Origin of the sequence: Labrenzia sp. PHM005, assembly GCF_006517275.1 — a bacterium.
Classification (GTDB): Bacteria; Pseudomonadota; Alphaproteobacteria; order Rhizobiales; family Stappiaceae; genus Roseibium.
Map to the genome: position 1 here is coordinate 3,417,823 of NZ_CP041191.1, position 26,660 is coordinate 3,444,482.

The 26,660-nt window shown below is 54.0% G+C and carries 22 protein-coding genes and 1 pseudogene; 14 read left to right on the forward strand and 9 right to left on the reverse strand.

Going from position 1 to position 26,660, the window contains the following annotated elements:
* Window positions 1-74: 74 nt before the first annotated feature.
* From FJ695_RS15545 to FJ695_RS15555, 3 genes are all read left to right on the forward strand, one after another.
* Window positions 75-725: a DUF2306 domain-containing protein gene (locus tag FJ695_RS15545; RefSeq protein WP_209010678.1), complete on the forward strand. Its 651-nt coding sequence runs from the start codon at window positions 75-77 to the stop codon at window positions 723-725.
* Window positions 726-817: 92 nt separating this feature from the next.
* Complete coding sequence (locus tag FJ695_RS15550) at window positions 818-1,552, forward strand: VWA domain-containing protein (RefSeq protein ID WP_141186296.1); 735 nt, start codon at window positions 818-820, stop codon at window positions 1,550-1,552.
* Window positions 1,553-1,820: 268 nt separating this feature from the next.
* The gene (locus FJ695_RS15555) at window positions 1,821-2,525 is read left to right on the forward strand and encodes a DnaJ domain-containing protein (protein ID WP_141186297.1); all 705 of its coding nucleotides are present in this window, start codon (window positions 1,821-1,823) and stop codon (window positions 2,523-2,525) included.
* Between the two features lie 17 nt (window positions 2,526-2,542).
* On the opposite strand, the gene FJ695_RS15560 is transcribed toward FJ695_RS15555, so the two are convergent.
* On the reverse strand, window positions 2,543-4,231 hold the full coding sequence (locus tag FJ695_RS15560; protein WP_141186298.1) for a D-alanyl-D-alanine carboxypeptidase: 1,689 nt from the start codon (window positions 4,229-4,231) through the stop codon (window positions 2,543-2,545).
* A 779-nt stretch (window positions 4,232-5,010) separates the two neighbouring features.
* Here FJ695_RS15560 and FJ695_RS15565 point away from each other — a divergent pair.
* The 3 genes from FJ695_RS15565 to clpA all read left to right on the forward strand — a co-directional run bounded on the left by FJ695_RS15565 (window position 5,011) and on the right by clpA (window position 8,534).
* A complete protein-coding gene (locus FJ695_RS15565) occupies window positions 5,011-5,343 on the forward strand; it encodes a phasin family protein (RefSeq protein WP_141186299.1) in 333 nt (110 codons plus the stop codon).
* A 401-nt stretch (window positions 5,344-5,744) separates the two neighbouring features.
* Window positions 5,745-6,077: an ATP-dependent Clp protease adapter ClpS gene (gene clpS, locus FJ695_RS15570; RefSeq protein ID WP_141186300.1), complete on the forward strand. Its 333-nt coding sequence runs from the start codon at window positions 5,745-5,747 to the stop codon at window positions 6,075-6,077.
* A 12-nt stretch (window positions 6,078-6,089) separates the two neighbouring features.
* The gene (gene clpA, locus FJ695_RS15575) at window positions 6,090-8,534 is read left to right on the forward strand and encodes an ATP-dependent Clp protease ATP-binding subunit ClpA (RefSeq protein ID WP_141186301.1); all 2,445 of its coding nucleotides are present in this window, start codon (window positions 6,090-6,092) and stop codon (window positions 8,532-8,534) included.
* Window positions 8,535-8,722: 188 nt separating this feature from the next.
* Here clpA and FJ695_RS15580 read toward each other — a convergent pair whose 3' ends face one another.
* From FJ695_RS15580 to FJ695_RS28490, 3 genes and pseudogenes are all read right to left on the reverse strand, one after another.
* Complete coding sequence (locus FJ695_RS15580) at window positions 8,723-9,928, reverse strand: EAL domain-containing protein (RefSeq protein ID WP_141186302.1); 1,206 nt, start codon at window positions 9,926-9,928, stop codon at window positions 8,723-8,725.
* The gene (locus FJ695_RS15585) at window positions 9,925-12,216 is read right to left on the reverse strand and encodes a PAS domain S-box protein (RefSeq protein WP_247653649.1); all 2,292 of its coding nucleotides are present in this window, start codon (window positions 12,214-12,216) and stop codon (window positions 9,925-9,927) included. The genes FJ695_RS15580 and FJ695_RS15585 overlap by 4 nt, the downstream gene beginning before the upstream one ends.
* Window positions 12,217-12,285: 69 nt before the next feature.
* Window positions 12,286-12,717: pseudogene (locus FJ695_RS28490) on the reverse strand (GAF domain-containing protein); the annotation flags it as partial.
* A gap of 760 nt (window positions 12,718-13,477) precedes the next feature.
* Here FJ695_RS28490 and FJ695_RS15590 point away from each other — a divergent pair.
* Entirely contained in the window at window positions 13,478-14,449 is a 972-nt protein-coding gene (locus FJ695_RS15590) for a LysR family transcriptional regulator (protein WP_141186304.1), read from the forward strand.
* Window positions 14,450-14,466: 17 nt separating this feature from the next.
* On the opposite strand, the gene FJ695_RS15595 is transcribed toward FJ695_RS15590, so the two are convergent.
* Window positions 14,467-15,339, reverse strand: coding sequence for a LysR substrate-binding domain-containing protein (locus tag FJ695_RS15595; protein ID WP_141186305.1), 873 nt, complete (start codon window positions 15,337-15,339; stop codon window positions 14,467-14,469).
* A gap of 113 nt (window positions 15,340-15,452) precedes the next feature.
* Here FJ695_RS15595 and FJ695_RS15600 point away from each other — a divergent pair, with 113 nt between their 5' ends.
* The 3 genes from FJ695_RS15600 (at window position 15,453) to FJ695_RS15610 (ending at window position 17,433) form a co-directional block, all read left to right on the forward strand.
* The gene (locus FJ695_RS15600) at window positions 15,453-16,157 is read left to right on the forward strand and encodes an SDR family oxidoreductase (RefSeq protein ID WP_141186306.1); all 705 of its coding nucleotides are present in this window, start codon (window positions 15,453-15,455) and stop codon (window positions 16,155-16,157) included.
* A gap of 155 nt (window positions 16,158-16,312) precedes the next feature.
* A complete protein-coding gene (locus FJ695_RS15605) occupies window positions 16,313-17,074 on the forward strand; it encodes an AzlC family ABC transporter permease (RefSeq protein ID WP_141186307.1) in 762 nt (253 codons plus the stop codon).
* Window positions 17,071-17,433: an AzlD domain-containing protein gene (locus tag FJ695_RS15610; RefSeq protein WP_168206378.1), complete on the forward strand. Its 363-nt coding sequence runs from the start codon at window positions 17,071-17,073 to the stop codon at window positions 17,431-17,433. Before FJ695_RS15605 ends, FJ695_RS15610 begins: the two co-directional genes overlap by 4 nt.
* 74 nt (window positions 17,434-17,507) lie before the next feature.
* Here FJ695_RS15610 and bktB read toward each other — a convergent pair whose 3' ends face one another.
* Window positions 17,508-18,689, reverse strand: coding sequence for a beta-ketothiolase BktB (gene bktB, locus FJ695_RS15615; RefSeq protein WP_141186308.1), 1,182 nt, complete (start codon window positions 18,687-18,689; stop codon window positions 17,508-17,510).
* 195 nt (window positions 18,690-18,884) lie between these two features.
* Between bktB and FJ695_RS15620 the strand changes: the two genes are divergently transcribed.
* A complete protein-coding gene (locus FJ695_RS15620; RefSeq protein ID WP_247653651.1) occupies window positions 18,885-19,238 on the forward strand; it encodes a VOC family protein in 354 nt (117 codons plus the stop codon).
* Window positions 19,239-19,284: 46 nt separating this feature from the next.
* Here the strand turns inward: FJ695_RS15620 and FJ695_RS15625 are convergent, their stop codons facing one another.
* Window positions 19,285-20,397, reverse strand: a complete 1,113-nt coding sequence (locus FJ695_RS15625; protein WP_141186310.1) for a tRNA-dihydrouridine synthase — start codon at window positions 20,395-20,397, stop codon at window positions 19,285-19,287.
* A 130-nt stretch (window positions 20,398-20,527) separates the two neighbouring features.
* Here FJ695_RS15625 and FJ695_RS15630 point away from each other — a divergent pair, with 130 nt between their 5' ends.
* Window positions 20,528-20,848: a helix-turn-helix domain-containing protein gene (locus FJ695_RS15630; protein ID WP_247653868.1), complete on the forward strand. Its 321-nt coding sequence runs from the start codon at window positions 20,528-20,530 to the stop codon at window positions 20,846-20,848.
* Between the two features lie 16 nt (window positions 20,849-20,864).
* Here the strand turns inward: FJ695_RS15630 and FJ695_RS15635 are convergent, their stop codons facing one another.
* A complete protein-coding gene (locus tag FJ695_RS15635; protein WP_141186312.1) occupies window positions 20,865-21,962 on the reverse strand; it encodes a D-alanyl-D-alanine carboxypeptidase family protein in 1,098 nt (365 codons plus the stop codon).
* Between the two features lie 189 nt (window positions 21,963-22,151).
* On the opposite strand from FJ695_RS15635, the gene FJ695_RS15640 reads away from it, so the two are divergent.
* On the forward strand, window positions 22,152-23,018 hold the full coding sequence (locus FJ695_RS15640; RefSeq protein ID WP_168206379.1) for a transporter substrate-binding domain-containing protein: 867 nt from the start codon (window positions 22,152-22,154) through the stop codon (window positions 23,016-23,018).
* Between the two features lie 112 nt (window positions 23,019-23,130).
* Here FJ695_RS15640 and FJ695_RS15645 read toward each other — a convergent pair whose 3' ends face one another.
* Window positions 23,131-24,057 carry a hypothetical protein gene (locus tag FJ695_RS15645; RefSeq protein WP_141186314.1) on the reverse strand — a complete coding sequence of 309 codons (927 nt, stop codon included), beginning with the start codon at window positions 24,055-24,057 and terminating at the stop codon, window positions 23,131-23,133.
* 726 nt (window positions 24,058-24,783) lie between these two features.
* Here FJ695_RS15645 and aspS point away from each other — a divergent pair.
* The gene (aspS, locus tag FJ695_RS15650; RefSeq protein ID WP_141186315.1) at window positions 24,784-26,568 is read left to right on the forward strand and encodes an aspartate--tRNA ligase; all 1,785 of its coding nucleotides are present in this window, start codon (window positions 24,784-24,786) and stop codon (window positions 26,566-26,568) included.
* The last annotated feature ends 92 nt before the right edge of the window (window positions 26,569-26,660 follow it).

The following is a 26,660-nucleotide window of genomic DNA, read 5'->3' on the forward strand; positions in this document are numbered from 1 at the left end:
TTCATGAAAGAGCAACTTGACGATGTCAAGTTTGCGCCTATCTTGACAGTGTCAAGTTATGAGGAGGTAAGGACATGCTGGTCGCAAATAGGGCTATCGGACAGACGGGTTACTGGATTGCTGCTGTGTTTTCGGTTCTAGTCGCGCTGGCGTCTTTTCGTTTTCTCGTTTGGGGCGTTCCGGCAACCATGGAGATCGTGGCGCACAATTTGGACGGCAACCGGCTGGCGCTTTACGGCCATATCGGATTTGCCCCTGTTGCCCTGGCCGTGATGCCCTTTCAGTTCCTCAAAGGTCTTAGGGCCCGCAAACCGCACATTCATCGCTGGCTCGGCCGGATCTACGTTGCTGCAATCGCTATCTCCGGTATTTCTGGGCTCATTCTAGCATTCACAACAATTGCCGGAACCTTTGCCGGGTTTGGTTTTGGTATTCTGGCGGTCATCTGGCTTGGAACGACCGGTGCAGCTCTTGTGTTTGCCTTGAAACGTGACTTTGCCAGGCACCGGGTCTGGATGATCCGGTCTGCCGCGTTGACTTTTGCGGCGGTCACCCTGCGGCTGCAGCTTCCAATCGGCTTTGCATCAGGGGCTGAGTTCAGTAGTTTCTATCCAATTGTTGCCTGGTCCAGTTGGGTTCCAAATGCGATCCTTGCGGAAATCTACCTCTTCTGGATGCGTCAAGGGCGGCAGCGGCCATCGGCGGAAGCTCAGGTCCGGGCTTGATTGTCTTTACACAGCTGAAAGTCCGTCAAAACTTGTCAAATTCCATGGAGCAACCCAAGTTGATGAAAGAGATCAATTTGGGAGCTGCTTGAATGGCAAAGACGGATGATAAGCGGACATCGGCGCTGACCCAGAAAGGGGAAACAGCGCCGTCCGAGTCTTCCGATATTGCAGCCTTTCTGGACAAGGTTCAGAACACGCCGCCGCAAACCGATCGCGGCGGACGGCTGATCTTTGCGCTCGATGCCACAATGAGCCGCCAGCCGACCTGGGACACGGCCTGCCAGTTGCAGGCGGAAATGTTTCAGGAAGCGGCGTCCATTGGTGGCCTGAAAATTAAACTTGTCTATTTCCGCGGCTTTGGCGAGTGCAAAGCCTCACGCTGGTTCGAAACCGGCCGTGATCTTGCCGGCGTAATGGGGCGGATCACGTGTCAGGGTGGCCACACCCAGATCCGCAAAGTTTTGGCGGCCGCATTAAGTGCGGCGGAAAAGGAAAAGATCGCGGCTGTTGTCTATGTCGGCGACTGTATGGAAGAAGACGTCGACACGCTTTGCGACAAGGCCGGTCAGTTGGGGCTGTTGGGTGTCCCGATGTTTCTATTTCAGGAAGGGCGCGATGCAGTCGCCGAGCGGGCCTTCCGGGAAATCGCGCGTCTGACAAATGGGGCCTACTGCCCCTTTGACGCAGGCGCTGCCCGCCAGCTGGCGGAGCTCTTGAAGGCTGTTGCCGTCTATGCCAGCGGCGGGCGCAAGGCCTTAGCAGCTTTTGAACGGAAAGGCGGGCAGGGTGCCCGTTTGCTATTGGAGCAACTTAGGGACTGTTGAGAATCAGAATTTGGAGCGTGGTATGAACGAAAATCGTTCGGATCGAGAAGCAATACCGTGGGAAAGGCCGCCCCTTTTCAAGGCATTGCGCCGTGGAACCGGGCGATTTTCGTCATATCCCATGCGGGACGCGGTGCATCCGGCCACTGAAGGCGTCAGTGGGCCCTTGTGGAGGTTACTCCACGGCGGTCCCTCTTCCTTTTCAGCGGACGGACGCGCGTCGCGCCACGCCCGAAATCTGATACTCAACAGGCCCTAAACCGACATCATGATTTATTTTCTTCTCGGCCTCGTGCTGCTTGTTGTGTTCGTGGCCTTGGCACGGCAATTCGTCCAGGCCAATCCGGCGGCACTGGCGCAATCGATCCGCACCTATGGCGGTATCCTATTGATCTTATTGTCGGCGGTGTTTGCTTTTACCGGCCGGATTGCGCTTGCCATCCCAGCGTTCGGTTTCGGCGTGTCTTTGCTTGGATTGGCGGGCCTACGTAATTTATCCGGCTACAATCCGCAAAAGAGTTCCGGGCAGCAATCCCGGGTGCGGTCAGCCATGGTCGAAATGGAGCTGGACCATGATACCGGGGGACTGTCTGGAACAGTCCTGGCCGGCGGCTTTCAGGGCCGCAGGCTTGATGACTTGGCAGAAGATGAGCTCAAGGCCTTCTGGCAGGAAGCGCATCAGGACGAGCAGAGCTTGAAACTAGTCGAAGCTTATCTCGACCGCAGGCTTGCCGGATGGCGTGAACACTTCGAGGCGGATGCCGCAGATCGGCAAGGAAGCGCGTCGAGCGCGGGCCCCATGACAGATGAGGAGGCCTACCAGATCCTGGGGCTTTCTCCCGATGCCGGGGACGCGGAAATTAGAGCTGCGCACCGCAGGCTTATGATGCGGGTCCACCCCGACCAGGGTGGCTCCAGTTTCCTCGCGGCGAAAATCAACGAGGCGAAAGACACGCTTCTCAGAAGACATTGACGACATCCATTACTCAATTACTGATAGATGGCGAAGCAGGCGAATTTCGCCTTTTTCAAGGTTCTGCAAGCCCTGCGGGCTGCGGTTTTATTGTCAAACCCGGCAAAGCGGGCGCGGTAAAGGGTCTTGCCATTGGCTTCGACCGGTTCGGTATAAGGATCACTGCCGCGCAGCGCCTGTTTGGCTTTGGCGCCAGCTTTCATTAAAAGCGCCTGCGCCTGGGCTTCTGTCTCTGCCGCTGCGATCTGGATCTGCCAGCTTGGAATAACCTCCGGCTTGGCGTCACTATCGGCCAGGTCTGCTTCATCTGCATCGCCCTGCGCCATTTCTTCCGGTGCATTTGTGGACGGCGTTACAGCGGCGACGGCAATGCTCTGTGCGTTTTCAACATCTGCTGCCGGGATCACCTCAATGGCTTCGGTCTTTACCGTACGGATCGGGAGCGGTGCCGTTGGTGCCAGTTCGTCAGTGCGGGCTGGTAGATCTTGACCTGCACGCGCTCGTGCGGCCTGAAGCAAAGCGGCTTTCGTAATCGAATTTGTGGTCAGCGATGCATCCGGGCTTTGGCGCGGTACTGGCGGTAAGGCGCTTGCTACGGCAAAGGTGTCGTTGAAGCGGGATTTCACAGCCTTTGGCGGCAGCGGTATCTGGTTTCCAAAGCCTGGGACCGGCGCTGGAGCCGGTGCGACAGCCGCTGCTTTTAGGGCCGCTGGAGCTTTGACCGGAGCAGCACTGCTTGCCAATACAATTGGTGCACCTGTTGCTGGTTCAATTCTCCGGCCTGGTTTTTGGATCGGCCGCGGCGGGTTCTTCAAAGAGGCAGCATCAAAGGACCGAGGCGCAGTTTTGGCAGCGATAAGCGGCGCTGTCCGCTTGCCTTTGCTGGCCTTCGGCAAATACCGGCGGATCAGATCCGTCATATGGGCATTGCGGCGGGCGCCGGTTTTCCCGCCCATGACAACAGCAACGATGTGGCGGCCATTGCGTTTGACCGAAGACGTCAGGTTGAAACCAGAAGCGCGGGTGTATCCAGTCTTGATGCCGTCCACTCCCTTCACACGGCCCAAAAGCCGGTTGTGGTTACCGAACCTGCGGCCCTTGTATTTAAATGACCGGGTCTTGAAGTAACCGTAATACTGCGGGAACCGCTCCTGAATAGCCCGGCCAAGGGTTGCCATGTCGCGTGCGGTGGTGCGCTGAGCTGAATTCGGCAAACCGTGCGGGTTTTTGAATGTCGTCTTTGACATGCCCAGTTGGCGGGCAGTCCGGGTCATACGGACAGCAAAGTTCTTTTCAGAACCGCTAATGTTTTCGGCAATCACCGTGGACGCGTCGTTTGCCGATTTGGTGATCAGGCCAAGAATGGCGTCTTTGACCTTGATCGTGCCGCCTCTCTTCAGGCCGAGCTTCGTCGGCGGGCGACTGGCGGCATATTTGGAGACTTTCAACCGCGAATTCAGCGACAGGCGCCCGGCCTCCATTTCTTCGAACAAGACATACAGCGTCATGATCTTGGTCAGAGAAGCCGGATAGCGGTACGCATCGGCGTTCGATGCATAGAGGGTCTTGCCGGTTTTGGCATCAACCACGATACCGGCGTATTTCGAGTTGGCGTTTGCCGCCGCAGGGGCACATAAAACGAGCGCGCCGGCAACAAGGAGCTTGTTCAAACCGGCAAACATTCGCGCAGAGCGTGAAAGACGCATACCAAACACTGTTATTTTCCCAATCCGGGTCACGCATTTCTTGTGTGAACAGGTTGCTGTTCAGCCAGCCCCAGGCTGGACAGCCGGCCTGTCCGTGAATCATTAAGCGTATTTGATGGAAACACGGTTACGAATGTGTAAAGGAGATGCTCGAAAACCACTTAATAAATATAAATTTTGTTATCGTTAATTAAGTGTAAACCTCCGAAAAGCTTCAGAGTTCTTTTTTTGCTAGTGCATAAGAGCTGTGATTGCTGGGTCTGGCAGGTGGTTTTTCTTGGATTTTATCTGTGTTACTTAAGAGTTCTTTTGCTTTCCGAATACAGTTTGGCGAGTTTCTTGGTTTTGAATGAAGCCTAGTGGCCGCAAATCTGATTGCCAAACCAAGCGCCAAGTTCTTTGGAAAAAGGAATGTGTGCGTTGCAGTGATGCAGGTGATTTTCAGATTAGGTAATTACCGCCCGGTTTCGACTGCGGCCTAATCTGAATTGCGGGTTGGCCAAGCTCGCGAACACTGAGATTGTAGAGTGCCCTCGCGGTATCCGGCGTTTACATCAACACTGCCGAAGAGATTGCCCATTCTCGGCGTTATCTACATTTCCGAGACTACACTACTAATTTCTCGTAAGGGTTGTTTTTGCAATGCAAAATCACCTTGACACCTATTGTGCAGTGCATTATCTAATTGGCGTTAGGTAAAGCGACAAGCGCGCCGGACACTCCAGACAGGCCTCGGGTGCAGGTTCTGGCAACCGGTCCGCCGGAGAAGGGCAAACGACATGATGAACAACTTCGATGAAATCCAGAAGATGAGCAAAGACAGCATGGACATGGCCATGGAATCTTTCGGTTCCATGAGCAAGGGTGTTCAGGCCATCGCTGCTGAGGTTGCTGACTACCAGAAAAAGTCTTTCGAAGAAGGCACTGCAGCCGTTGAAAAGCTGGTTGCGTCCAAGTCTCTGGATAAAGCATTCGAAGCTCAGGCAGACTATGTAAAAACTTCCTATGAAGGTTTTGTTGGTGAAATGACCAAGCTCGGTGAGATGGTTACCGACATGTCCAAAGACGCTTACAAGCCGTACGAAGGCGTTCTTGGCAAATTTGCCAAGTAAGCAGAGAAATTCTGGCGGTCGCTAGAATGTGATTTGTGAAAACCCGGTCGCAGGCGGCCGGGTTTTTTCTATTTAGCAGATTTACCCAACTATTCTTTTTTGAATTCTATTTTTATCTGCCAGCCAAAATTCGCCCAAAACCTCATCTTTTAATCGGTTTTTAGAGACCTACATCCCCTAATGGAACAATGCTCGAGCATCTGGCCAGGAAATCGGATGGATGTTGATGAAATCGACCATTGCGCAAGTGCCGCTGGCGCGGCAGGATTATATCAATCGGGCGAAGAACGTGCCCGAATGTAACCTGCGTTAAGAACAGGTCCGGACCAGCTAGCGATGCTAGTCGGACCATAAGAAAGTAGATGGTTAGGGCTGGAGTGACACAGACGAGTGTAACTGAAATGTCTGCGGGATCTGATTATGACAAGGACGGTGGTGACGCCGGAACGTTTGTTGTCACGCGGACGAAAACTGTCACCAAGCGGCCAAACCTCTACCGTGTGCTGCTTTTGAATGATGACTACACACCCATGGAATTTGTGATCCATGTGGTGGAGAGCTTCTTTCAGAAGAACCGTGAAGAAGCCACGCGCATCATGCTGCATGTGCATCATCACGGCGTCGGGGAATGTGGAATCTTTACCTATGAAGTCGCCGAAACCAAGGTGACCCAGGTGATGGATTTCGCACGCCGGCATCAGCACCCCCTGCAATGCGTCATGGAAAAAAAGTGAGGACCTACACACGTGCCTTCCTTCTCGCGCAGTTTAGAAAAAGCCCTTCACCAGGCTCTGGCGCTCGCCAACGAGCGGCAGCAGGAATATGCGACACTTGAGCACCTGTTGCTGGCGCTCCTGGACGATCAGGACGCGGCCGCAGTGATGCGTGCCTGCAATGTTGATCTGGAGACGATCCGGCGCAACTTGGTGGAATATATCGAGACCGAGCTCGACAATTTGGTCACCGACAGTGATGAGGATGCCAAGCCGACAGCTGGGTTCCAAAGGGTGATCCAACGCGCCGTCATTCACGTGCAGTCCTCCGGACGTGAGGAAGTGACCGGAGCAAATGTTCTGGTTGCCATTTTTGCGGAACGTGAAAGCCATGCGGCTTATTTCCTGCAAGATCAGGACATGACCCGCTACGATGCGGTCAATTACATTTCCCATGGGATCGCCAAGCGGCCCGGAATGTCGGAAGCCCGTCCAGTGGAGGGCGCCGAAGAAGAAGATGTTCTGTCCGGCAACGAGGCAGAAAAGAAACCGGCTCAGAAGACCGACGCGCTGGAAGCCTATTGCGTCAACCTCAATGAAAAGGCCGAAAAGGGTAAGATTGACCCATTGATCGGCAGGGACAGCGAAATTCAGCGGACGATCCAGATTCTATGCCGCCGTTCCAAAAACAATCCCTTGTTCGTGGGTGATCCGGGGGTTGGTAAAACCGCGATTGCCGAAGGCCTGGCCCACCGCATTGTCAATGCTGATGTGCCGGAAGTTCTTCTGGACGCGACCATCTTCTCCCTTGATATGGGCTCGCTCCTTGCCGGTACGCGTTACCGCGGCGATTTCGAAGAACGTCTGAAGCAGGTGGTCAAGGAAATCGAAGACTATCCGGGCGCGGTGATGTTCATCGACGAGATCCACACGGTTATTGGTGCCGGTGCGACCTCTGGCGGGGCAATGGATGCGTCCAATCTTTTGAAACCGGCGCTGGCATCTGGGGCGATCCGCTGCATCGGGTCGACGACCTACAAGGAATACCGCCAGTTCTTCGAAAAGGACCGGGCTCTTGTGCGCCGGTTCCAGAAGATCGATATCAACGAGCCGACGATTCCGGACGCGATAGATATTCTGAAGGGCTTGAAACCTTATTTCGAAGATTTCCATAAGGTTCGCTATACGCAAGACGCCATCAAAACAGCGGTGGAGCTGTCGGCCAAATATATTGCCGACCGGAAACTGCCGGATAAGGCGATTGATGTTCTGGATGAAACCGGAGCCAGCCAGATGCTGGTGCCGGAAAACCGCCGCCGCAAGACCATTGGCGTGAAGGAAATCGAAAACACCATCGCCACCATGGCGCGGATCCCACCGAAATCCGTTTCCAAGGACGATGCGGAGGTTCTTGAAAACCTCGGCAAGGATCTGAAACGGGTTGTTTACGGCCAAGATTCAGCGATCGAAACACTGGCGTCGGCCATCAAACTGGCACGCGCTGGCCTGCGGGAACCGGACAAGCCGATCGGGTCTTATCTCTTCTCCGGTCCGACCGGGGTCGGTAAGACGGAAGTGGCCCGCCAGCTGGCGTCTTCCCTTGGTGTGGAGCTGATCCGTTTCGATATGTCGGAATACATGGAACGGCACACGGTCTCACGTCTGATCGGCGCACCTCCTGGTTATGTTGGCTTCGATCAGGGCGGCCTGTTGACTGATGGTGTCGACCAGCATCCCCATTGTGTTCTGCTGCTGGATGAAATTGAAAAGGCCCATCCGGATCTCTTCAACATCCTGTTGCAGGTGATGGATCACGGCAAGCTGACCGATCACAACGGCAAGCAGGTCGACTTCCGCAATGTCATCTTCATCATGACCACCAATGCGGGCGCGGCCGATATGGCCAAAATGCCGGTGGGCTTCAATCGCATCAAGCGGGAAGGGGATGATCAGGAGGCGATTAACAAGCTGTTTACGCCGGAATTCCGCAACCGTCTCGATGCGATCATTCCGTTCGGCAATCTGCCGATGGAAGTCGTCTACAAGGTGGTCGAGAAGTTCGTCATGCAGCTGGAAGTTCAGTTGGCGGATCGCAATGTCACCTTTGAACTCAGCGAAGACGCCATCAAATGGCTGGCTGACAAGGGGTATGACAGCCAGATGGGCGCCCGTCCGCTTGGCCGGGTGATCCAGGAACACATCAAACGGCCATTGGCCGATGAAGTGCTGTTCGGCAAATTGAAAAAAGGCGGCATGGTCAAGGTGTCGGTGTCTGAAGACGCCAAGGGCCTTCTTCTGGAAAGTGTCGAGGAGCGGGTGGCGCCTCCCAAGCCTAAAGCAAAAGTTGAGGCCAAACCTAAGCCGAAGCGCAAACGCAAGCCTGCGGCCAAAACCGCTGCTGCCAAGACGTCCAAACCAAGCGGCAAAGGCGGCACAGCCAAGAAGAGCCTGGTTCCAAAAGTACCGCTGGCGGACTGAGGACGGTCGAAATTATTTAAGATTGAATCGGGCGCCATTTGGCGCCCGCATCTTTTCCGGTTCTATATCGCCGGAACGGAGCGAACGGTTTGTCTTTCCCTCGTTAAACCAGCCATAGAGGCCATGATGGTGTGAAATTATCGAAGGGGGCAGCGAGCCGTAAAAGTTGCTGATCTGGAGTGTCACATTTAGGAAGCAGCAAGACTCGCATGGGATCCTTGGGTCCCGGCTAACCAATTCCCAAGGTCAGCGGCAGTCATAGGTTTAGCGAAGTGATAGCCTTGGGCCAGCACGAACCCAATGCGATGCAACTCTTGCGCTGTCTCGGCATCCTCCACGCCTTCGGCGACCGGAACCATGTTTGTTTTCTGCGCCAGCTGGCAACTGATTTCACAGATCGCTCGACACTTTTTGCTGGTTAGAAGATCCTTTACAAAGCGTCGGTCAACTTTGAGCTCTGTAAAAGGGACTTGGACAATCTGTTCCATCGACGAATAACCGGTTCCAAAGTCATCAATTGAGACACCAAACCCGGACATCCTTAAACGGGTTAAAATATCTATGGCGTTTCCAATATCGAGAGATGCTGCAGTTTCAGTGACTTCCAAAACAATTTGATTTGTGTCCAGGCCGTAGGCCCGGGTTGTTTCAAGAAATTTTTCGGGCAGTTGTACATCGTCGAATGTCGATGCAGAAATGTTTAGTGAAACGGTGAGGCCGGGTGTGATCGTTGAAAACGTCACGAGGTCCTTACATGCCGTCTCAGTGACAAAATCCGTCAAAACAGCCATGGTGTCGCGTGAAGCTTCAGCTGCCGGGATGAAGGCGGAGGGGGAGACCAGTCCGTCTTGGGGGTGTTGCCAGCGTATCAATGCTTCACAACCTGTCACTGTGGTGTCGGTCAGTCGAAATTGTGGCTGATAGACGAGAAAGAACTGATTATCTGCAAGTCCCGTCCTTATGTTTTCGGCAGAATAGGTTTGGTCTGATGCCGGAGCGGGCGTTTCATTCGTTTTTGCGGTTTCGAATTCCGCTTCGGCCTTCTTTAATACCGCTTCTATGGTGTTTAGCGAGATGGGTTTCTGCAATGTTTCAAGAACAGTGAGACCACTTGCGCGAGCGCCTTCCTGTGCGGCGCTTAAGATCGCCGGATCTTGACCGCTCATGAGCACCAAACGCGCATTGTTACCCGTTTTTGCGAGAAACCGAATACACTCGATGCCATTCACGTCCGGCATGAACAGGTCCAGGAATATCAGGTCTGTTTCCGCGGAAAACCTATCCGCAAATTCGTCAGCATTGGTGGCAATGACCGCTTCATGACCGAAGTCCGCAACCGCCTCTTCAACAAACTCGGCGAAGTCGGCTTCATCATCGTATACAAAAATCTTCATTGACGGGACCCTTCATCCAGGGTTGTTCGGACAGCTGCGGCGAGGGACTGCCGGTCGTATGGTTTGATCAGCAGTTTTGAGTGGCTATCTCCGCGGCCCTGGAGAACTTCATCGGGAAACCCGGATGTCAGCAAATGCTTGATTTCCGGATAGGATTTCTGGACTTTTGCAATTAGCTCAAAGCCGTTGACCGGGCCGGGCATCACCACGTCTGAAAGCACAAGGTCAACATCCGCGTTGGTGCGAAGAAATTCCAGCGCTGCCGCAGGTGAGGAACATGTTGAAGCGCGATAGCCGAGGTCTTCCAGCGTGACCTGTGCGTAGGTTGCGAGATCCGGTTCGTCGTCAACAATGAGTATTTTTTCCTTACCGCGCGGTGGGGGGTAATTATTTGTATTAATTGATTCAATTGTCTCTTTATCAGCGTCGAGTAAGGGGATGAAAATCTGAAAAATTGTTCCGACACCAGCCTCTGAGGATACTTTGATTTCACCGCGGCACCGTTTGGCAAATCCGTAGACCATCGCCAGGCCAAGGCCCGTGCCATGCCCTTTCGGTTTCGTAGTAAAAAAGGGTTCAAAGATCCGACTACGGATTTCTTCGGGAATTCCAGGTCCGCAATCGGCAACTGACACGACCCCGTATTGGCCGCTAGACAGTCCCTTCAGGCTTGGAGGCGGCCGGTTCGAAACACTAATTTCGGAGAGTTCGATCTTCAAAATGCCCTTGTTGTGCATGGCATCCCGGGCATTGACCGCGAGATTAATGATCACATCCTGGAGATCACCCATATCGACATGTGCGATCAAAGGTTTGTCATGGACCTTTATATGCAACTGGACACCCTTTGTGATCGAGCCTTGCAGGAGTGCTTCCACGTCTGACAGCGCATGGTTCAGGTCACAGGAAAGGTTATCAGAATAGTATTCCTTTTGACGGGAGAAGGAGAGCAGTTGCTGTGTGATCTTGGTGGCCCGCTCGGTCGCCCGGTTTGCTTTTTGAAAATAGCCAGCGATCTTTGATCCGTCTTCGGCGCGGCGTAATCCGAGTTCGAGGTTTCCCTTAACGATACCGAGAATATTGTTGAAATCGTGCGCGATTCCGCCTGTTAACTGGCCTATGGCTTCGAGTTTTTGTGCCCGTTGCAGCTGATTTTCAAGTTGCTCTTGTTCAGTTAAATCGGTCACTGATCCGATAAATTGAATGGAGTCGGACAATTCAATTTTACCGACCCCTAAGGTTATCGGGAATAGAGTACCGTCCTTTCTCTTGCCAGTCAGTCTTCGGGGTTGACCAATAATTTGAGCCGTTTCGGTCCTAAGGTAGTTGGCGATATACGTGTCATGCTGTTCTGCGTGGAATGGGGGCATGAGCAGAGAGACATTTTGACCAATAACCTCATCCGACCGGTACTGGAACATTCGTTCCGCTTCCCGGTTGAATTCGAGGATGATCCCGTTGGTATCAATCAGGACCATTCCAAGAAGGGCGCTCTGGAAGACGGCGCGCATTCTCGTTTCGGCGGCCTGCAGGCGCTCGTTGGAAAGCACTTGTTCGGTTATGTTCCGCCCAGTGCCGCGATACCCCTTGAAATCTCCTGTTTCGTCATAAACAGGTACCCCTGAGATAGACACGACCAGTTGCTGATTGTTGCGGCCGGCGATCCTATAGCTGAAGTCCCGGAAAGTCTGATGATTGGCGATTTTTTCGTCCAGTTCCCTCCATTTGGCAGATGTTACATCTTCGACAGCCACGCTATTCCGCGTTTTGCCAAGCACCGCTTTTTTTTCTATTCCAGATAGGTGGTGATTTCCGCCAAGGAACTTCATTCGATTGTGTTCATCGGTTTCCCAGATCCAGTCAGAGGCAGTCGCAGTGTAGTCCTTGAATTTCTGCTCACTGTCCCGAATGCCGGCCTCTTTTTCCTTCAGCGACGTAATGTCGGTCCGAACTCCGATGATCCCGCCATTGGGAAGGCGTTTTTCGGAAACGAGCAACCATTCACCAGAGCTCAACTGTTGTTCAAAAGGGTGATGAGGTGGTGTCTTGTGCAGGTCCAGACGCTCTCGCAACCATTCTTTTTCGCGGCCAACACCTGAAGTGTATTCACCGCTACGCAGACCATCGGTGAGAATGTCTTCGAACTTCCGGCCTATCCGGATGTTTTTCCCAGTTTTGTCATAAAATTCCTTGTACCGGTGATTGAAGAAAACCAGCCTGTCGTCTTCGTCAAAGACAGCCAGACCTTCGGTCATTACATTGGTAATATCGTCAATAAGCGCGGACAATCGGATCAGTCCTCGGTCACGTAGATGCCGCTCGCGAAGATGTTCCAATTGACGGATAACCAGACGCGCCATCGCTTTGAGGCTATTCAATTCAGGCTGGGTGTGTTGACGGGGCTGCCGGCTGGCGACGGCTACGGTGCCGATTACGTTGCTATTGCTGGTTATCAGCGGAGCTCCTGCAAAAAACCTTAGATATGGTTCGGCACAGACGCTCGAACTTGCAGAAAACCTCGCGTCTGCAAGCGCATCGGAAATAGCGAGTGGAGTTCCCGTCGAAATGATATGAGAACAGATGGTGTCTTCTTGTTGAGCGAATTGGTGACTAGCGCCAAAACTTGAAAGGAGCTTTCGCTGATTGTTGCTCTGTAAAAAAATGAATGCAAACTCAACGTCCAACAATGCCGCGAGTGTTTCGGTCAAGTCATTGAAGAGCGGGGGCGATGCCAAGTCCAAAAAATCGAAACTTTCAATTTCTTGTAAGTTTTCTTCATCGTTCAGCATCGAAACATGTTCCTGTATTGAGGAAATACATGATTGTTATAGCGGCATTTTTGGTGTCAGGAGCCTTGCACTTGGTTGATGTAGCCGGGATGAGATAGTTCTGATATGTGACGCATGTCTTTGTAGGGTTGTCTGTTTCCCGTGTCATTCCGATCAAATGAAACGGCCTGTTCAAGATAAGTATAATTGGCCGATTTGTTGAATCCTATCATGTAAAATATTATGTCTAAGTTACTGGCGCGCGCGAAATAATTGGGGCTACTCTAGGGAAGTTTGCCAGGGAGTGATGCGGGGTGTCGGGCGTGATCGCAGCGGAGGCGTTGAATTGCTGCGGATGCTGACCTTGTTGAGTGCTGAGTAATAAGGTTGAGCTGGTACGGAAACCCGCCATAGGGAAGCTTTTGAAAAAAATTATGCCCGGCGCGGCTTTGCCGTTCGCCGGGCCATAGGGCCGATGGGTTACCGGACCGGTTGGCATTATCGCCTTTCTCCGGTCTCCGGCGTTCCGCTTGCATTGTCTTGCAAGCCCGGACGCTGCAACGGCCACTGCACATATGTCCGTTGCGTTCAGTCTTGCCTGGCCACCTTCAGTGGATGGCTCAGACAGTAGGTCTTTTATTTTTCCAGCTTATTCAGCGTGATTTGCAGCGTGCCGCGATGCCGGTTTCTTGCTGAAGGTTTAGCTAAAAATATATGGCGGTCAAATTATGTTGTGTTATCTAGATATAACATAATCGATATAATTAGATAAGTGGTTGTAATGGCACTCGATCTTATCCAGAAAGGGCTGAAATTCCCTCACATGCGGCTCTTGGTGGAGCTGGGCCGCCAGAAGAAAGTCACGTCTGCCGCCTCATCTTTGGGAATCGCCCAACCGGCGGCATCACGGCTCATTGCGGAAATAGAGGACATTGTCGACGCTGAAGTTTGTGTCCGAACCGGACGCGGAGTTGAGCTAACGGAAATTGGTACTTTTTTGGCAGACCGCTGTATTCGGATCTTGCAGGAAGTGTCCGATACTGGATTGGCGATCGATCAGCAAAAGAGGGGCGTTAGCGGGCATGTCCGGATCGGGTCGGTTACTGGGCCCGCTGTTGAACATGTCATCCCAGCGCTTAATTCAATCCGGGACAGGTATCCGGATATCTCCATCTTTGTTGAAGTCGGTCCCAGCACCAACTTGGCTGGAATGCTGGCGGCAGGCAGTTTAGATTTTGCGCTGAGCCGTTTGCCGGCGACGCTGGCTTCAGCGACGTTTGATGAACAGCCAATCGGCCGGGAACCGGCCTGCATCATTGCGCGGTCCGGCCATCCGGATTTTGAAAATGCTAGAGACGCGGCGCTCCAGGCCCTCTTGAAGCAGGATTGGTTGCTGCCGCCTGAGGGCGCGCCGTTGCGTGCTTCCTTGGAAGATGCATTTCGTGAACATGGACTAACTCCGCCTACAGGGTCTGTTACCGTGTCCTCGTTTTTGTTCACGCTGATCATGGTGCAGAGTTCAAATGCTTTGGCTCCAATTGCTAAATCGGTTGCAGACAGTTTTGCCGGTGAAAAAGAGGGGGCGGACGGGCCGATCAAGATTTTGGAAACGGATCTGAAGGTGCACCTGAATACTTATTCGCTGCTCACCCGGACCGGCCAGAAACTGACGCCGGCCGCGCAACTGGTCGCTGATGAAGTGGTCCGCAGGGCAAATTACAGCTCCGGCTTGAGGAGGCAGGACTTTTTTTGAGCTAAGCTTTTTTGGGTTTATCGGGCCGGTTTTTGCTGTTTCAACCATGACAGCACCGTGTCTCGGGCCGTGGACCTGGTTTTCGTCGCCGCTGGATAGACAATGTAATAACCGGTGTCTTGAGGGATTGGATCTAGCCAGACGACCACCAGTCGACCATCCGCCAATTCCCGGTCCAGCATGATGTCAGGCACCAGTGCGATCCCTTGTCCGGCCAAGGCCGCTTCGATAGCAAGAGCTGTGTGACTGAAACTGGCGATCTTGGCTGACTTACCAAGTCTCCCGTTGTCGCGCATTTTCTCCCAGTACTTGTGGCCATCGCCAATAAGTGTGCAACCGGTCAAGTCATTAGGAAAATCTGAGAGCTGGATTGGGTTCGCATAATCTGGAGCGCACACCGCACACAGTTGAAGATCGGACAGGTGATCGTGTTTCACGTTGCCGGGAAACGGCGGCTTGCCGTGGCGGATGGCAATGTCGATGCCGTCCGTCTTAAAGTCTGACAGTTGCTCGCTGGCTGTGGTGACCAATTCGATGTCCGTATGGCGATCTCTAAAATCCGCCAGTTTTGAAACGAACCATTTGGACGCAAGGGATGGGGGCAGACTCAGGGTGATCCGGGTGCTGGACGGAGACAATGCATCGGTCGCCTCATCAATGATCGCCAGCGCGGGCTGGATCCGGGTGTGATAGGTGCGTCCGGCCTGGGTGAGGTCTAGACCGCGGGCCTTGCGGTCGAAGAGTTTTAATCCGAGCTCTTCCTCCAAAGCCCGGACCTGCTGCGCCACGGCGCCTTGCGTCAGGTTCAACTCACAAGCAGCCATGCGGAAATTGAGATGCCGGGCGGCGGCATCGAACATGACCAGCCGGTTGAGATTAAGTCGGGGCATCTGGAACTCTTTGAGCCTGTAGTTTTTCTGCAGCCTTGCGCGATGAGACATGATTGGTCAAGTCAGGCGCAGGCAATTACTTTGACCGCGACACCAATTCACGGGAAGAAGATATGAGCGATCACAAGATAGCCCTGATAACTGCCGGCGGGTCCGGCATGGGAGCAGATGCGGCGCGGAAATTGGCGGCCGACGGTTTCAAGGTTGCGATCTTATCGTCGTCTGGGAAAGGCGAAAAACTAGCTGAAGAGCTGGGTGGTATCGGCTTTACCGGGTCCAATCTGGTCGAGGCCGACTTGAAGGCCTTTGTTGACAAGGTCATGGACACTTATGGACGGATTGATGTTCTCGTCAATTCAGCCGGGCATGGTCCTAAAGGCGATATCTTAGAGATCTCAGATGACGATTGGCATCTGGGCATGGACTATTACCTGATGAATGTCATCCGCCCGAGCCGGCTGGTGGCTCCTATCATGGCAAAACAGGGGGGAGGGACCGTCATAAATATCTCCACCTTCGCTGTCTTTGAACCGGATCCAATGTTCCCGACATCAGGTGTGTTCCGGGCGGGGTTGGCTGCGTTCACCAAACTCTTTTCCGATAAGTTCGCAGCAAGCAACGTGCGCATGAACAACGTGTTGCCCGGCTTTATCGACAGCCTGCCGGAAAAGGAAGACCGCCGCGAGCGTATCCCGATGGGCCGCTATGGAAAGGCGGACGAAGTGTCGGCGCTGATTTCATATCTCGCCAGCGATGCAGCAGCCTATGTCACCGGTCAGAACATCCGTATCGATGGTGGCCTAACCCGGGCGGTTTAGTTTCTTCGAACGGCCGGCAAAGTGGTCTTTGCAGAACACGTTGCCGGCCGGTATTCGTCGAAACAAAAGAACACCCAAGCAGGGGTGTGGGCTGGACAGGTTTTTTGGATAAAGATAAGGACACCTTACTAACTGAAACATTCCAGCAGTGAGTCATGACCGTTTCTGAAGGGCAAGATCACCCGCAGATACCTTTGGAACCGCCGGTTTCCGGTGGCGGCTGGATGCTGCGCGGTGCCCGGGCTTCGATCTCCATTCCAGCGTTGATCCTGACATCGGCCTTTGTCGGTTTTGCCGGCATGGCGCGGGAAACCGGTCTGAGCCTTGCCGAAACGCTTTTGATGACCGGAGCCGTTTGGGCGCTGCCGTCGATCGTGGTTTTGACCGGGGCTTTGTCTTCCGGAATGGGATTGATCCCCGCCGCTGTTGCTGTCGCATTGGCGTCGGTCCGCTTGATGCCAATGACAATGGCTCTGATGCCTTTTCTCAAAGTGCCGGGAAAGACAAAAACGTGGCACCTACTGATTGCCTCACACTTCGTGGCGGTGACCGCTTGGGTCTTTGCCATGAAAAACTTGCCGGATTTGCCCAAGGAAGGCCGGCTGCCGTTTTTTGTCGGTTTTGGCGGGTGTGTGACTGGCTTTGTTTTCACCATGACCGGTATTGCCTACATGCTGGTCGATCAGATGCCGCCGATGGCTGCCGGATCGCTGGTTCTAGTCACGCCAGTCTATTTCTTGTGTTCGCTCTGGGGGGCGGCGCGGATGAATGCCGACAAGGCGGCGATGGTCGCTGGCTTGATCCTGGGACCTGTGTTTTTCCTCAGCGCACCTGGTCTTGATCTTCTTTGGACCGGACTTGTCGGCGGCACCTTGGCCTATCTGGTGACACGGGTAATGAGGCGGGGGCTGTCATGAATGACGTGATGGCAAACGCCTGGTGGTGGCCCTTCGTTATGATCTTGGTGGCCGGGTGGCTGGCAACGGATGTCTGGCGCTGGCTCGGTGTCTTTGCCGGCGGCAAGTTGCGCGAAGACAGCGAGCTGTTTATTTGGGTGCGCTGTGTCGCGACCGCTTTGGTCGCGGGCGTTATTTCCAAGCTGATCCTGTTTCCGCAAGGCATTCTTGCAGAAACGCCCATTTGGCTCCGCCTCGCGGCAGCGGCATTTGGGTTTTTGTGTTTTCAACTTTCTCGTCAAAGGGTGATCGTCGGGGTTTTGTCGGCCGTTGGTTTTTTGATCACCGGTTGGCTGATGCTCGATAACTTCGGCTTGTAAGGGCTCAAAAATAATCTACTCAAAAACAGAATGGGCGGCCTCAATAAGAGGCCGCCCATTCTTTTAGTTGCGAATTAGGCCGCGTTTTCAACGATAATCGCAATACCCTGACCGCCGCCGATGCACATGGTGGCTGCACCCAGCGATCCACCGGTCCGCTGTAATTCATACAGCAGCTTGGTCATGATGATAGCGCCGGTCGCTCCGATCGGATGGCCAAGGGCTATGGCACCACCATTCGGGTTGACCTTTTCACCGGGCAAGCCGAGCAGATCATTGACGGCACAGGCCTGGGCAGCAAAAGCTTCGTTGGATTCAACCACATCCAGATCATTTGCTGTAATCCCAGCGCGTTTCATCGCGATCTGCATAGCTGGAGCAGGTCCGATCCCCATCACTGCTGGATCAACCCCAGCAACGCCATAAGCGCGGATTTTGGCAAGCGGTTTGGCGCCAAGTTCTGAGGCTTTTTCGCTGGTCATCAGCGTGATCGCCGCAGCCCCGTCATTCAGCCCTGACGCGTTACCGGCGGTCACCCGGCCGTCTTTTTTGAAAACGGCCCGCAATTTGGCCATGTCTTCGATCTTGGCATCGTGCCGGACGTGTTCATCGGTATCAAAGACCTTTTCCTTGCCTCTGCGGCCGACGGTCAGCGGGATGATCTGGTCCTTGAAGTGACCGGCGTTGATTGCTGCGCTGGCGCGGCGGTGGCTTTCAAGAGCGAATTCATCCTGGCGCTCGCGGGAAATGTCGTTCTGTTCTGCCACATTCTCAGCGGTAATGCCCATGTGGCCAATGCCGAAGGGATCGTGCAGGGCGCCGGTCATCATGTCGTGAGCGACTGTATCGCCCATCTTTTGCCCCCAGCGCGCGGCTGGCATCAAGTAACCGGACCGGCTCATGCTTTCAGCACCGCCAGCAAGGGTGACATCGCCATCGCCCATGGAAATGGCTTGAACGGCCGAGACAATGGCCTGAAGTCCAGAGCCGCATAGGCGGTTCATGGTGAGCGCCGGCGCATGATCCGGCACGCCCGCCTGACGGGAGGCAACACGGGAGATGTACATGTCGCGCGGCTCGGTGTGGATGACATTGCCGAAGAAGGCCTGCTCCACCTGATCTGCCTGAATTCCGGCGCGTTCAATCGCTGCTTTGGCTATCGTGGTACCGAGATCCACAGGGGCCAGGTCTTTCAAGGCGCCACCGAAGCTTCCGACCGCTGTGCGCGCGGCACTGGTAATGACAATGTCTTTCATGTGAGGTCCGTCCTGTTTGGGCTGGTGTATCTAATTTGGCAGGAAACACCATCGCGCATCAATCCCGCTTTCCCATTAGGGAACTTGTCTAAAAGGCTAATGTCTGTAAAGAGCGTTACCTGAACCCATCAGCGCAACGATGGAAACCGTAGGGATCAGAATATGCTGTCAGGTGTTTGTATTGGAACCAACGATATGACTGCTGCCAGTGTATTTTACGATGCTGTCTTGGCAACGATCGGAATGAAACCCGTGTTTTTTGAAACCCACGAAAGAGGCTATGCTGGCCCGGATGGCCGCGTAACGGTTTTTGTCGTAACGCCATACAATGGGCAAGAAGCAACCTTCGGCAACGGGACGCAATTTATGTTTTATGCACCCGATAAGGACGGTGTGCAGGCGTTTCATGAAACAGCCCTCAGATGCGGAGGGACAGACGAAGGCGCTCCAGGACCGCGCGATTATCATCCGGACTATTTTGGTGCCTATGCCCGTGACCTGGACGGCAACAAATTGAACGTGTCTGTCAGTTTGGAAGGCAAGAGGTGAAGTGCGATGACTGGTGAGCCAGTCATCGACGAGAGTGCTTGATGTCTTAAGCTGCCTTTTCCATTTCCCAGCGCTGTTGAGCTTCGATCGTTACCCCGTATTGGAACATTTCGAAGGTGAAGTCTCTGATCGGCAAATTCGCCTGAAGTCTTTTCGGCAGGTCCGGATTTAGCAAGGCAGCTTTGCCGATTGAGATGAAATCTGCCTGTTCGTTTGAAATGATTTCGTTCGCCAAATTCATATCTTGTAGACCGCCGTTCGCGATCACCGGCAGCCCCGTGATTGTCTTGGCAAAGGCCGTCAGATTGTCTCCGTCTCTTGTTGAACTGTGATAAGCGTATCCGTTTTTTTCGCTGGCAAGATGGATGTAATCCGCCCCCGCCTTGGCAACACCTGTGAAAATCTCGCGGGCATCGTCTAGGCCGTTTTCCCAAAAATAGTCCTGATCTGTCGCTTTGGCTTGAGACAGGCGGACACCGACAAGAAATGGCTTTGATGTGGCCGTTTGAGCTCTTTCAATGATGTTTGTTGTGATCCGAAGCCTGTTGGTCAGCGATCCGCCATAGGGATCAGCGCGGAGATTGGTTTCCGGTGTCAAAAACTGATCCAAAAGATATCCGTTGGCGCAGTGGATTTCGACGCCATCAAATCCGAGCCGGTCGGCCGCCCGGGCTGTTTCGACAAAGGCTGTTTCGATGTCCTCTATGTCTTTGAGTGTTAGTTCACCCGGTACCTCGTACGCTCCTTGTCTGTAGCCATAGCCTTGCAGCATTTCGCCCTTGGGGCGGACAGGCGAGGGCGCGAACGCTTTTGGCACATGTTGGGAGACCGCACCTGCATGGATCAGCTGTAGGATGATCTTTCCATCCTCTCGACGAACTGCGTCCAGGACCGTCTTCCAGCCTGCTTCATGCAATGGGGTGGTTAGGCCTGGCTGGTTCGAATAACACTGCGAACAAAGATCATCGACGAAAACGCCTTCAGTGATCAGCAGGCCATAACCGCCTTTCGCAAACTCAGCGTAATATTCGGCCATGGTTTGGGTCGGCGTTCCATCGTCAAGTGCACTTGCACGAGACATCGGCGCAAGCACCAGGCGGTTCTGGAAGGCATGTGTGCCAATGGTGCAGGGCGTCAAGACAGGTTTTGGGTCGGTCATCGGTCAGTTCCTTGTTGTGGGTGACCGAGATTTATTGAGCACATGTCAAATTGCCAAGTACGCAACATTTTGGCATATACATACAAAAAGGTAACTAATGGAGAGCCCGGTGGCGGACCCGCATGACCCAATGTTCTGCCCAACTGAGACGGCGCTTGGCATTATCGGTGGCAAGTGGAAGGGTATGATCCTCTGGTGTATCTGCCGGAAAACCATGCGTTTCAATGAGCTGCACAGGATAGTGCCAGATATCTCTCAGCGGATGTTGACCAAACAACTTCGGGAATTGGAAGAGCACGGCATAATTGTTCGCAAAGTCTATGCGCAAGTGCCGCCGAAAGTTGAATACAGCCTCAGCTCTCATGGGGAACGCTTGAAGCCGATCCTGGATCAACTGGAAGATTGGTCGCGTGATTACCTGACAGAGCGTTTGGATCAACCGGATTCTTGATTTCTTACAAACCCGCTCAGTTGAGCTTCAGGTTCGGCTTAGGCGGTGGGCTGACTTTACTCCAGGCGCTGGTGACAAGCATGCGGTCGGGCTTTGCTCTGGGCTTCGGTACGAACTCCGGTTGGGGCACAAACCATGTCTTGATGGTGTGGCGCCGGGCAGGAACCGGATCGGCCAGATAGCTTTTCTTTCCAGGCAGTCCCCACGGATAGAGCTTGTCTTGCTTGGCTTCATAGACCGCGGTCTGATCACTGCACAGGCGCAGGCGCATGTCTTCCGGCGGGGTATCTGGAGTGTTGGCAAGATCCTTTAAGACTGTACCTTTGGACACCAAGGTGCCGTCAAAGGCCTCGGTGAAGAGCTTCGCTGTTCGCTCAGAGCGTTCCCGTCCCGTGGTGGCGCCCAGAACAACAGTTAGTATCCGTCGCCCGTCTCTTTCTGCTACGGCCGCGATGTTGCGCCCTGCAGGGCAGACGAAACCGGTTTTCAGGCCCAACGTACCTGGAAATCGGGTCAAAAGATTGTTGTAGGACTTCAGATCCTGGCCATCGATCTGGACCGCCGCCGTTGTGTAGATCGCGTGATACTGCGGATATTTCTGGTAGAGCTCGATGGAAAGCAAAGCGAGGTCGCGGGCCGATACAGTTTGTTTGCGGTCGAATAAGCCGTTCGGATTGGTGAAATGGCTGGCGGTCAACCCGAGGCGTTCAGCTGCCGCATTCATCCGTGCGACAAAAGCGTCCTCCGATCCGGCAACCGTTTCAGCCAACGCCACGGCGACGTTGTTTGCTGAGCTGACAAGAACTGCGTAAAGCGCATCTTCCAAGCTCATAGCGCTTCCGACTTTGAGGCTGGTTTTCACCCATCTCTGCCGCATGGCCTGATGCGATAAAATCACGGGAGTTTTGAGATCAATTTCGTTGTTTGCGAGCGCTTCAAACGTCACCAACGCGGTCATAAGTTTGGTGGTTGAGGCTGGATACCAGCGGTGTCCTGCATCCTCAGAATGAAGCACTGCACCGGTATCAAGATCGACCACGAGCGACGGGGTCGCCAGGAGCGCGCGCGGGCTCATAGCAAGGATCAGGATCGCAATTGCGAAGAGACAACGCATCAGAAAACCCGGACATTTATGAAAGGCTGCACCAATGAGACCCCGCTCGCAGTGATTACCTCACGTCATGAAACAGTGGATAGCCGGACAGTGTGGCTAAATTGAAACTTTACAAACTCTATCCCCAAAGACCATGTCGTTTAGCTTCTAATGCCCTCGAGTTACCCCGTTGCAAATTTTTTGGTTCAAATGCAGGCGAAACTGGTTCCATCGTATCTTGTCAGGCTTTCCAATGGGCGCCAAACTCTCGCCATGGTATTTGGCAAGCTCACATTTCCTGCGTTCTTGAGTGTATGCATTGCTGCCTGCATCGTCTTTTCTTTGAGTGCAAAGGCAGGTCAATTCGATCAAACGACGCTCTACCTAAATTATTTGCCGCACAGACTGACCGAAACCAGCGGCCAGCAGTATGACCGGCTTCTTGAGGAGCTGATCGGCGACGATGACAGGGCGGTTTTCCGCCAAGCCGTTCCGCTGGCTCGCGGCAAAGCTCTGTTTCTGCCCAATCCTGATGCTTGTTTGTTTCCAACGAACATTTTGGCGCTCCGGATTGACCAAAATGCCTACAAATTGTTGGTGTCCGAGACCGTCGATATTGTGTCTTTGCGGCTCTACACAGCGAGATCTTCAACCTCATTTGCATCAGTGACGGACTTCGATCCCCGCCGGGTTGGGTTCATCAGTGGATCCGGTGCCATCCAGAGCCTGCCCAATTCGGACCAGTTTGTCGCGATCCCGTCGGAGAAACAGTTGATAGCGATGCTTGAGCTTGGCCGGCTTGATGCCTTCCTTGGGCATCATCCGGACACAGCTCTGGCGCTTGACCATCTTGGCAAACCGGATGCCTTGCATGTCAGCCCGATCACCATCAAGAATCTGCGCTTTCCGGTTACATTCATCTGCCACGACACAGCAGTGGGCCGGACGTTTATCTCAGAAATCAACAAGCGTATTGCTGCGGTTCATAAGTCCGGACGCTTGCGGGACATTCTCGGACCCCATGCCGATCTGCCAGAGCTTAAGACGGCAGAAAACACTGAAGACATGACCCGGTAGGGCAGGTCGCCAAGACATCTGTTTTTACATACCCAATCGTTATTGTGCTCTCTTCTGGAAAGCAGAGATGATCCGCTTCTATGTTTAGCCAACAACGTCGGACCGACATTCCTTACGGGTTAGATTGCGCGTACGGGCGCATGACGTTGTTGACATGGTTGAGCAGCGCATTGAACGCGTCCTTGCGTTTTTTGATTTCCTGTTTTCCAGCCTGAGGATTGTTGGTCAGGTCGCCAAGGTCGGTGATCAGGTTGATGTTAATGTAGACCATGACGCCTTCAAGGAAGTCCTGAACGTGTTTCTTCATCGTGGCGTCTTTGATGGAAAAGGCGGCCTGTGAGAAAATGTATGCATCGTCAAACAGGCATTTGCTGTTTTTCAGTTTGTCGCAATCGACATGCTTGGTGATTGTGCCGCCTTTGCCGTCATCAAACTTGTCCGGACATTGGTTTGGCCGTGTTCCGGCGTTGATGGCTGCGATCAGAAAAGCCTCCTGGCCATCGATGTATTTGGTGTATGCCGACACGGCGTTCATCACGCGGACCAACTTGTTGTGCGCGTCCCTATTGCCGTTGCTGAGATCGTAGAATTTTTTGGCCGACGCATCCGTTTGGTTTTCAGCCTTGAAATGGCAGCTAGCAGAGTTGCGGTATTTGACCGGAGACGGCGCTTTTCGGCACACACGGGGAGCGGGCATGCAGGCGCGGGCACACAGTCCCTTGGTGCCATCTGGTTTCTTGGAGCAGCTCCAGTCGCCGCAGGTCTGTCCGCCCTTTGTTGCACATTGCCGGCATTCAACAAATCCGCTTGCGGCAAGGGTGCATTGTGTAACATCAAAGCAGGGTTCGCCGGGTTTCAGTTTGGAGGCATCGCATAACGCCTGCCCGGATGACCCGAGACCCGGTGCGAGCTTTTGGCCAAGCTTCTCGAGGCGCTGGGCAAGGCCAATCGTGAAAGATGAAGGTTGCAACCGGGGTTGGCGTTCCTCGGGCAAGGGGACGCGGCAGATGCCGGCTTCGGCGTCAACGAGCACATTCACATTGCACAACGCCCGGGAACAATTTGATTTAGGCCCCCAGGTTCCTTCTGTCCCCGGCCCGTCATCATCCAGACAACAACAATCGAAAGGCTTCGCTCTACAAAGCTCGTCGCTCACAATGAGGTGGCTTGCGCATTCGTTCGCAGATTTGAAATTGTAGTATGGCAGCCCGTCATCTAACTGGCAGCAAACCGGGCTCGGTGCTGTTTCGCTGAGTTCAAGAATGCGATTGAACTTCTCAGCGTCAAACAGGCCGTGATCTATGATGGGTGACTGAAGAAGAGGCGCGGTTTCTCGAAAACCTGGAATACTGTCCAAAGAAAGCGATTGAGCATACCCAGGCTGATACGAAACAGCTGCAACTCCGCAACAGATCAATAAAATGCGAGCAAGGATCGTTCTAACAAAACTCATAGTGTAGTTCCCTTATTCATAGGGAGTGCCCAAAAGCAGGTGGATGCAACAAAATCGAGTAACTTTTAAATCTGCCAGTGATGGTATCACGCATTGGGCTCAGGCAAAACAAATGTCTGTTGTGGACTCCCGTTAGATAAAACGCGTCTCTCTCCGGTGCATGCCAGCCGTCCCTTGACTTTTGCCGCCCTTCATGGCTTGTGCAGCGCGCACGGCCTGCGTTCTGCGGGCCGTAATGATTTTCTGTGCCGTGACGCCTTGGATGCGTTATCAGACGCGCAGCACTCTGAAGTTAAGAAACGAGGAACGAGAATGCATCCCTACCGTAGCCATACTTGCGGTGATCTGCGTCTGTCCGATGAAGGCCAGACCATCCGTCTTTCCGGCTGGGTCCACCGGGTCCGAGATCATGGCGGGGTGCTGTTCATCGATCTGCGCGACCACTACGGCATGACACAGTGTGTGGTCGATCCGGATTCTTCAGCATTTGGCCTGGCTGAAACCGTGCGCTCCGAATGGTGTATCCGCATCGATGCGACCGTGAAGAAGCGGACCGATGAGACCATCAATCCGGATCTGCCGACAGGCGAGATTGAAGTCTTCATCCGCGACATGGAAATCCTTGGATCTGCCAAGGAACTGCCGCTGCCGGTCTTCGGTGAGCAGGAGTACCCGGAAGAGGTGCGCCTGAAGTATCGCTTCCTGGATTTGCGCCGCGAAAAGCTGCACAACAACATGATCCTGCGCTCCAATGTGGTGCGCGATCTGCGCGACCGCATGTGGGACATCGGCTTCAACGAATTCCAAACTCCGATCATCACCGCCTCGTCTCCGGAAGGCGCACGTGACTTCCTGGTGCCGTCCCGTCTGCATCCTGGGAAATTTTATGCGCTGCCGCAGGCACCGCAGCAGTTCAAGCAGCTGCTGATGGTCTCCGGCTTTGACAAATACTTCCAGATCGCACCGTGCTTCCGCGATGAAGACCCGCGCGCTGACCGGTCACCGACCGACTTCTATCAGCTGGACATGGAGATGTCCTTCGTCACCCAGCAAGAAGTCTTCGACACAATCGAGCCGGTGATGGCGGGCTGTTTTGAGCGGTTCGGCAACGGCCGTCCTGTGAACCGCAACTGGCCGCAGATTTCTTATAAAGATTCTGCGCTGTGGTACGGCACCGACAAGCCGGACCTTCGTAACCCGATCAAGATGCAGATAGTGTCTGAACATTTTGCTGGTTCCGGGTTTGCGATCTTTGCCAACCTTCTGGAGCAGCCGGGCACGGAAATCCGCGCGATTCCGGCGCCGAAAGGCGGCAGCCGCAAGTTCTGCGACCGCATGAACAAGTTCGCGCAAGGCGAAGGCCTGCCGGGCATGGGCTACATCTTCTGGCGCGAAGCGCAGGACGGCAGCGGCATGGAAGCCGCTGGCCCGCTAGCCAAGAACATTGGTCCGGAGCGCACAGAAGCGATCCGCCAGCAGCTTGGTCTTGACGTCGGCGACGCCGCTTTCTTCCTGGGCGGCAAACCGAAGCAGTTCCAGGCTGTTGCCGCCAAGGCGCGTGTCATCATCGGTGAGGAGCTCGGCCACACTGACATGGACCGGTTCGAATTTGCCTGGATCGTCGATTTCCCGATCTACGAGCAGGACGAAGAAACCGGCGAGATCGATTTCGAGCACAACCCGTTCTCCATGCCACAGGGCGGAATGGAAGCCCTAGAAGGCGACCCGCTTGAAGTCCTCGGCTGGCAGTACGATCTCTCCTGCAACGGTCACGAGCTGGTATCCGGGGCGATCCGGAACCACAAGCCGGAAATCATGTACAAGGCCTTTGAAATCGCCGGTTATCCGCCGGAAGAGGTCAACAAGCGCTTTGGCGGCATGGTCAACGCATTCCAGTATGGCGCCCCGCCACACGGTGGCTGTGCAGCCGGGATCGACCGGATGGTGATGCTCTTGGCCGATGAAGCCAACATTCGCGAAGTCATGCTGTTCCCGATGAACCAGAAGGCGGAAGACCTGATGATGGGCGCGCCGAATGAAGCGGAAACGGCTCAGCTACGTGAACTGCATTTGCGGCTGAACCTTCCGGAAGAGTAAGAATTCCGGTTGTTCGGAGATTTCTGATAAAAGGCTCCGGTCTGCCGGAGCAAAAGAGGCCGGCTTTGCTGGCCTCTGTCATATTGGTGCTG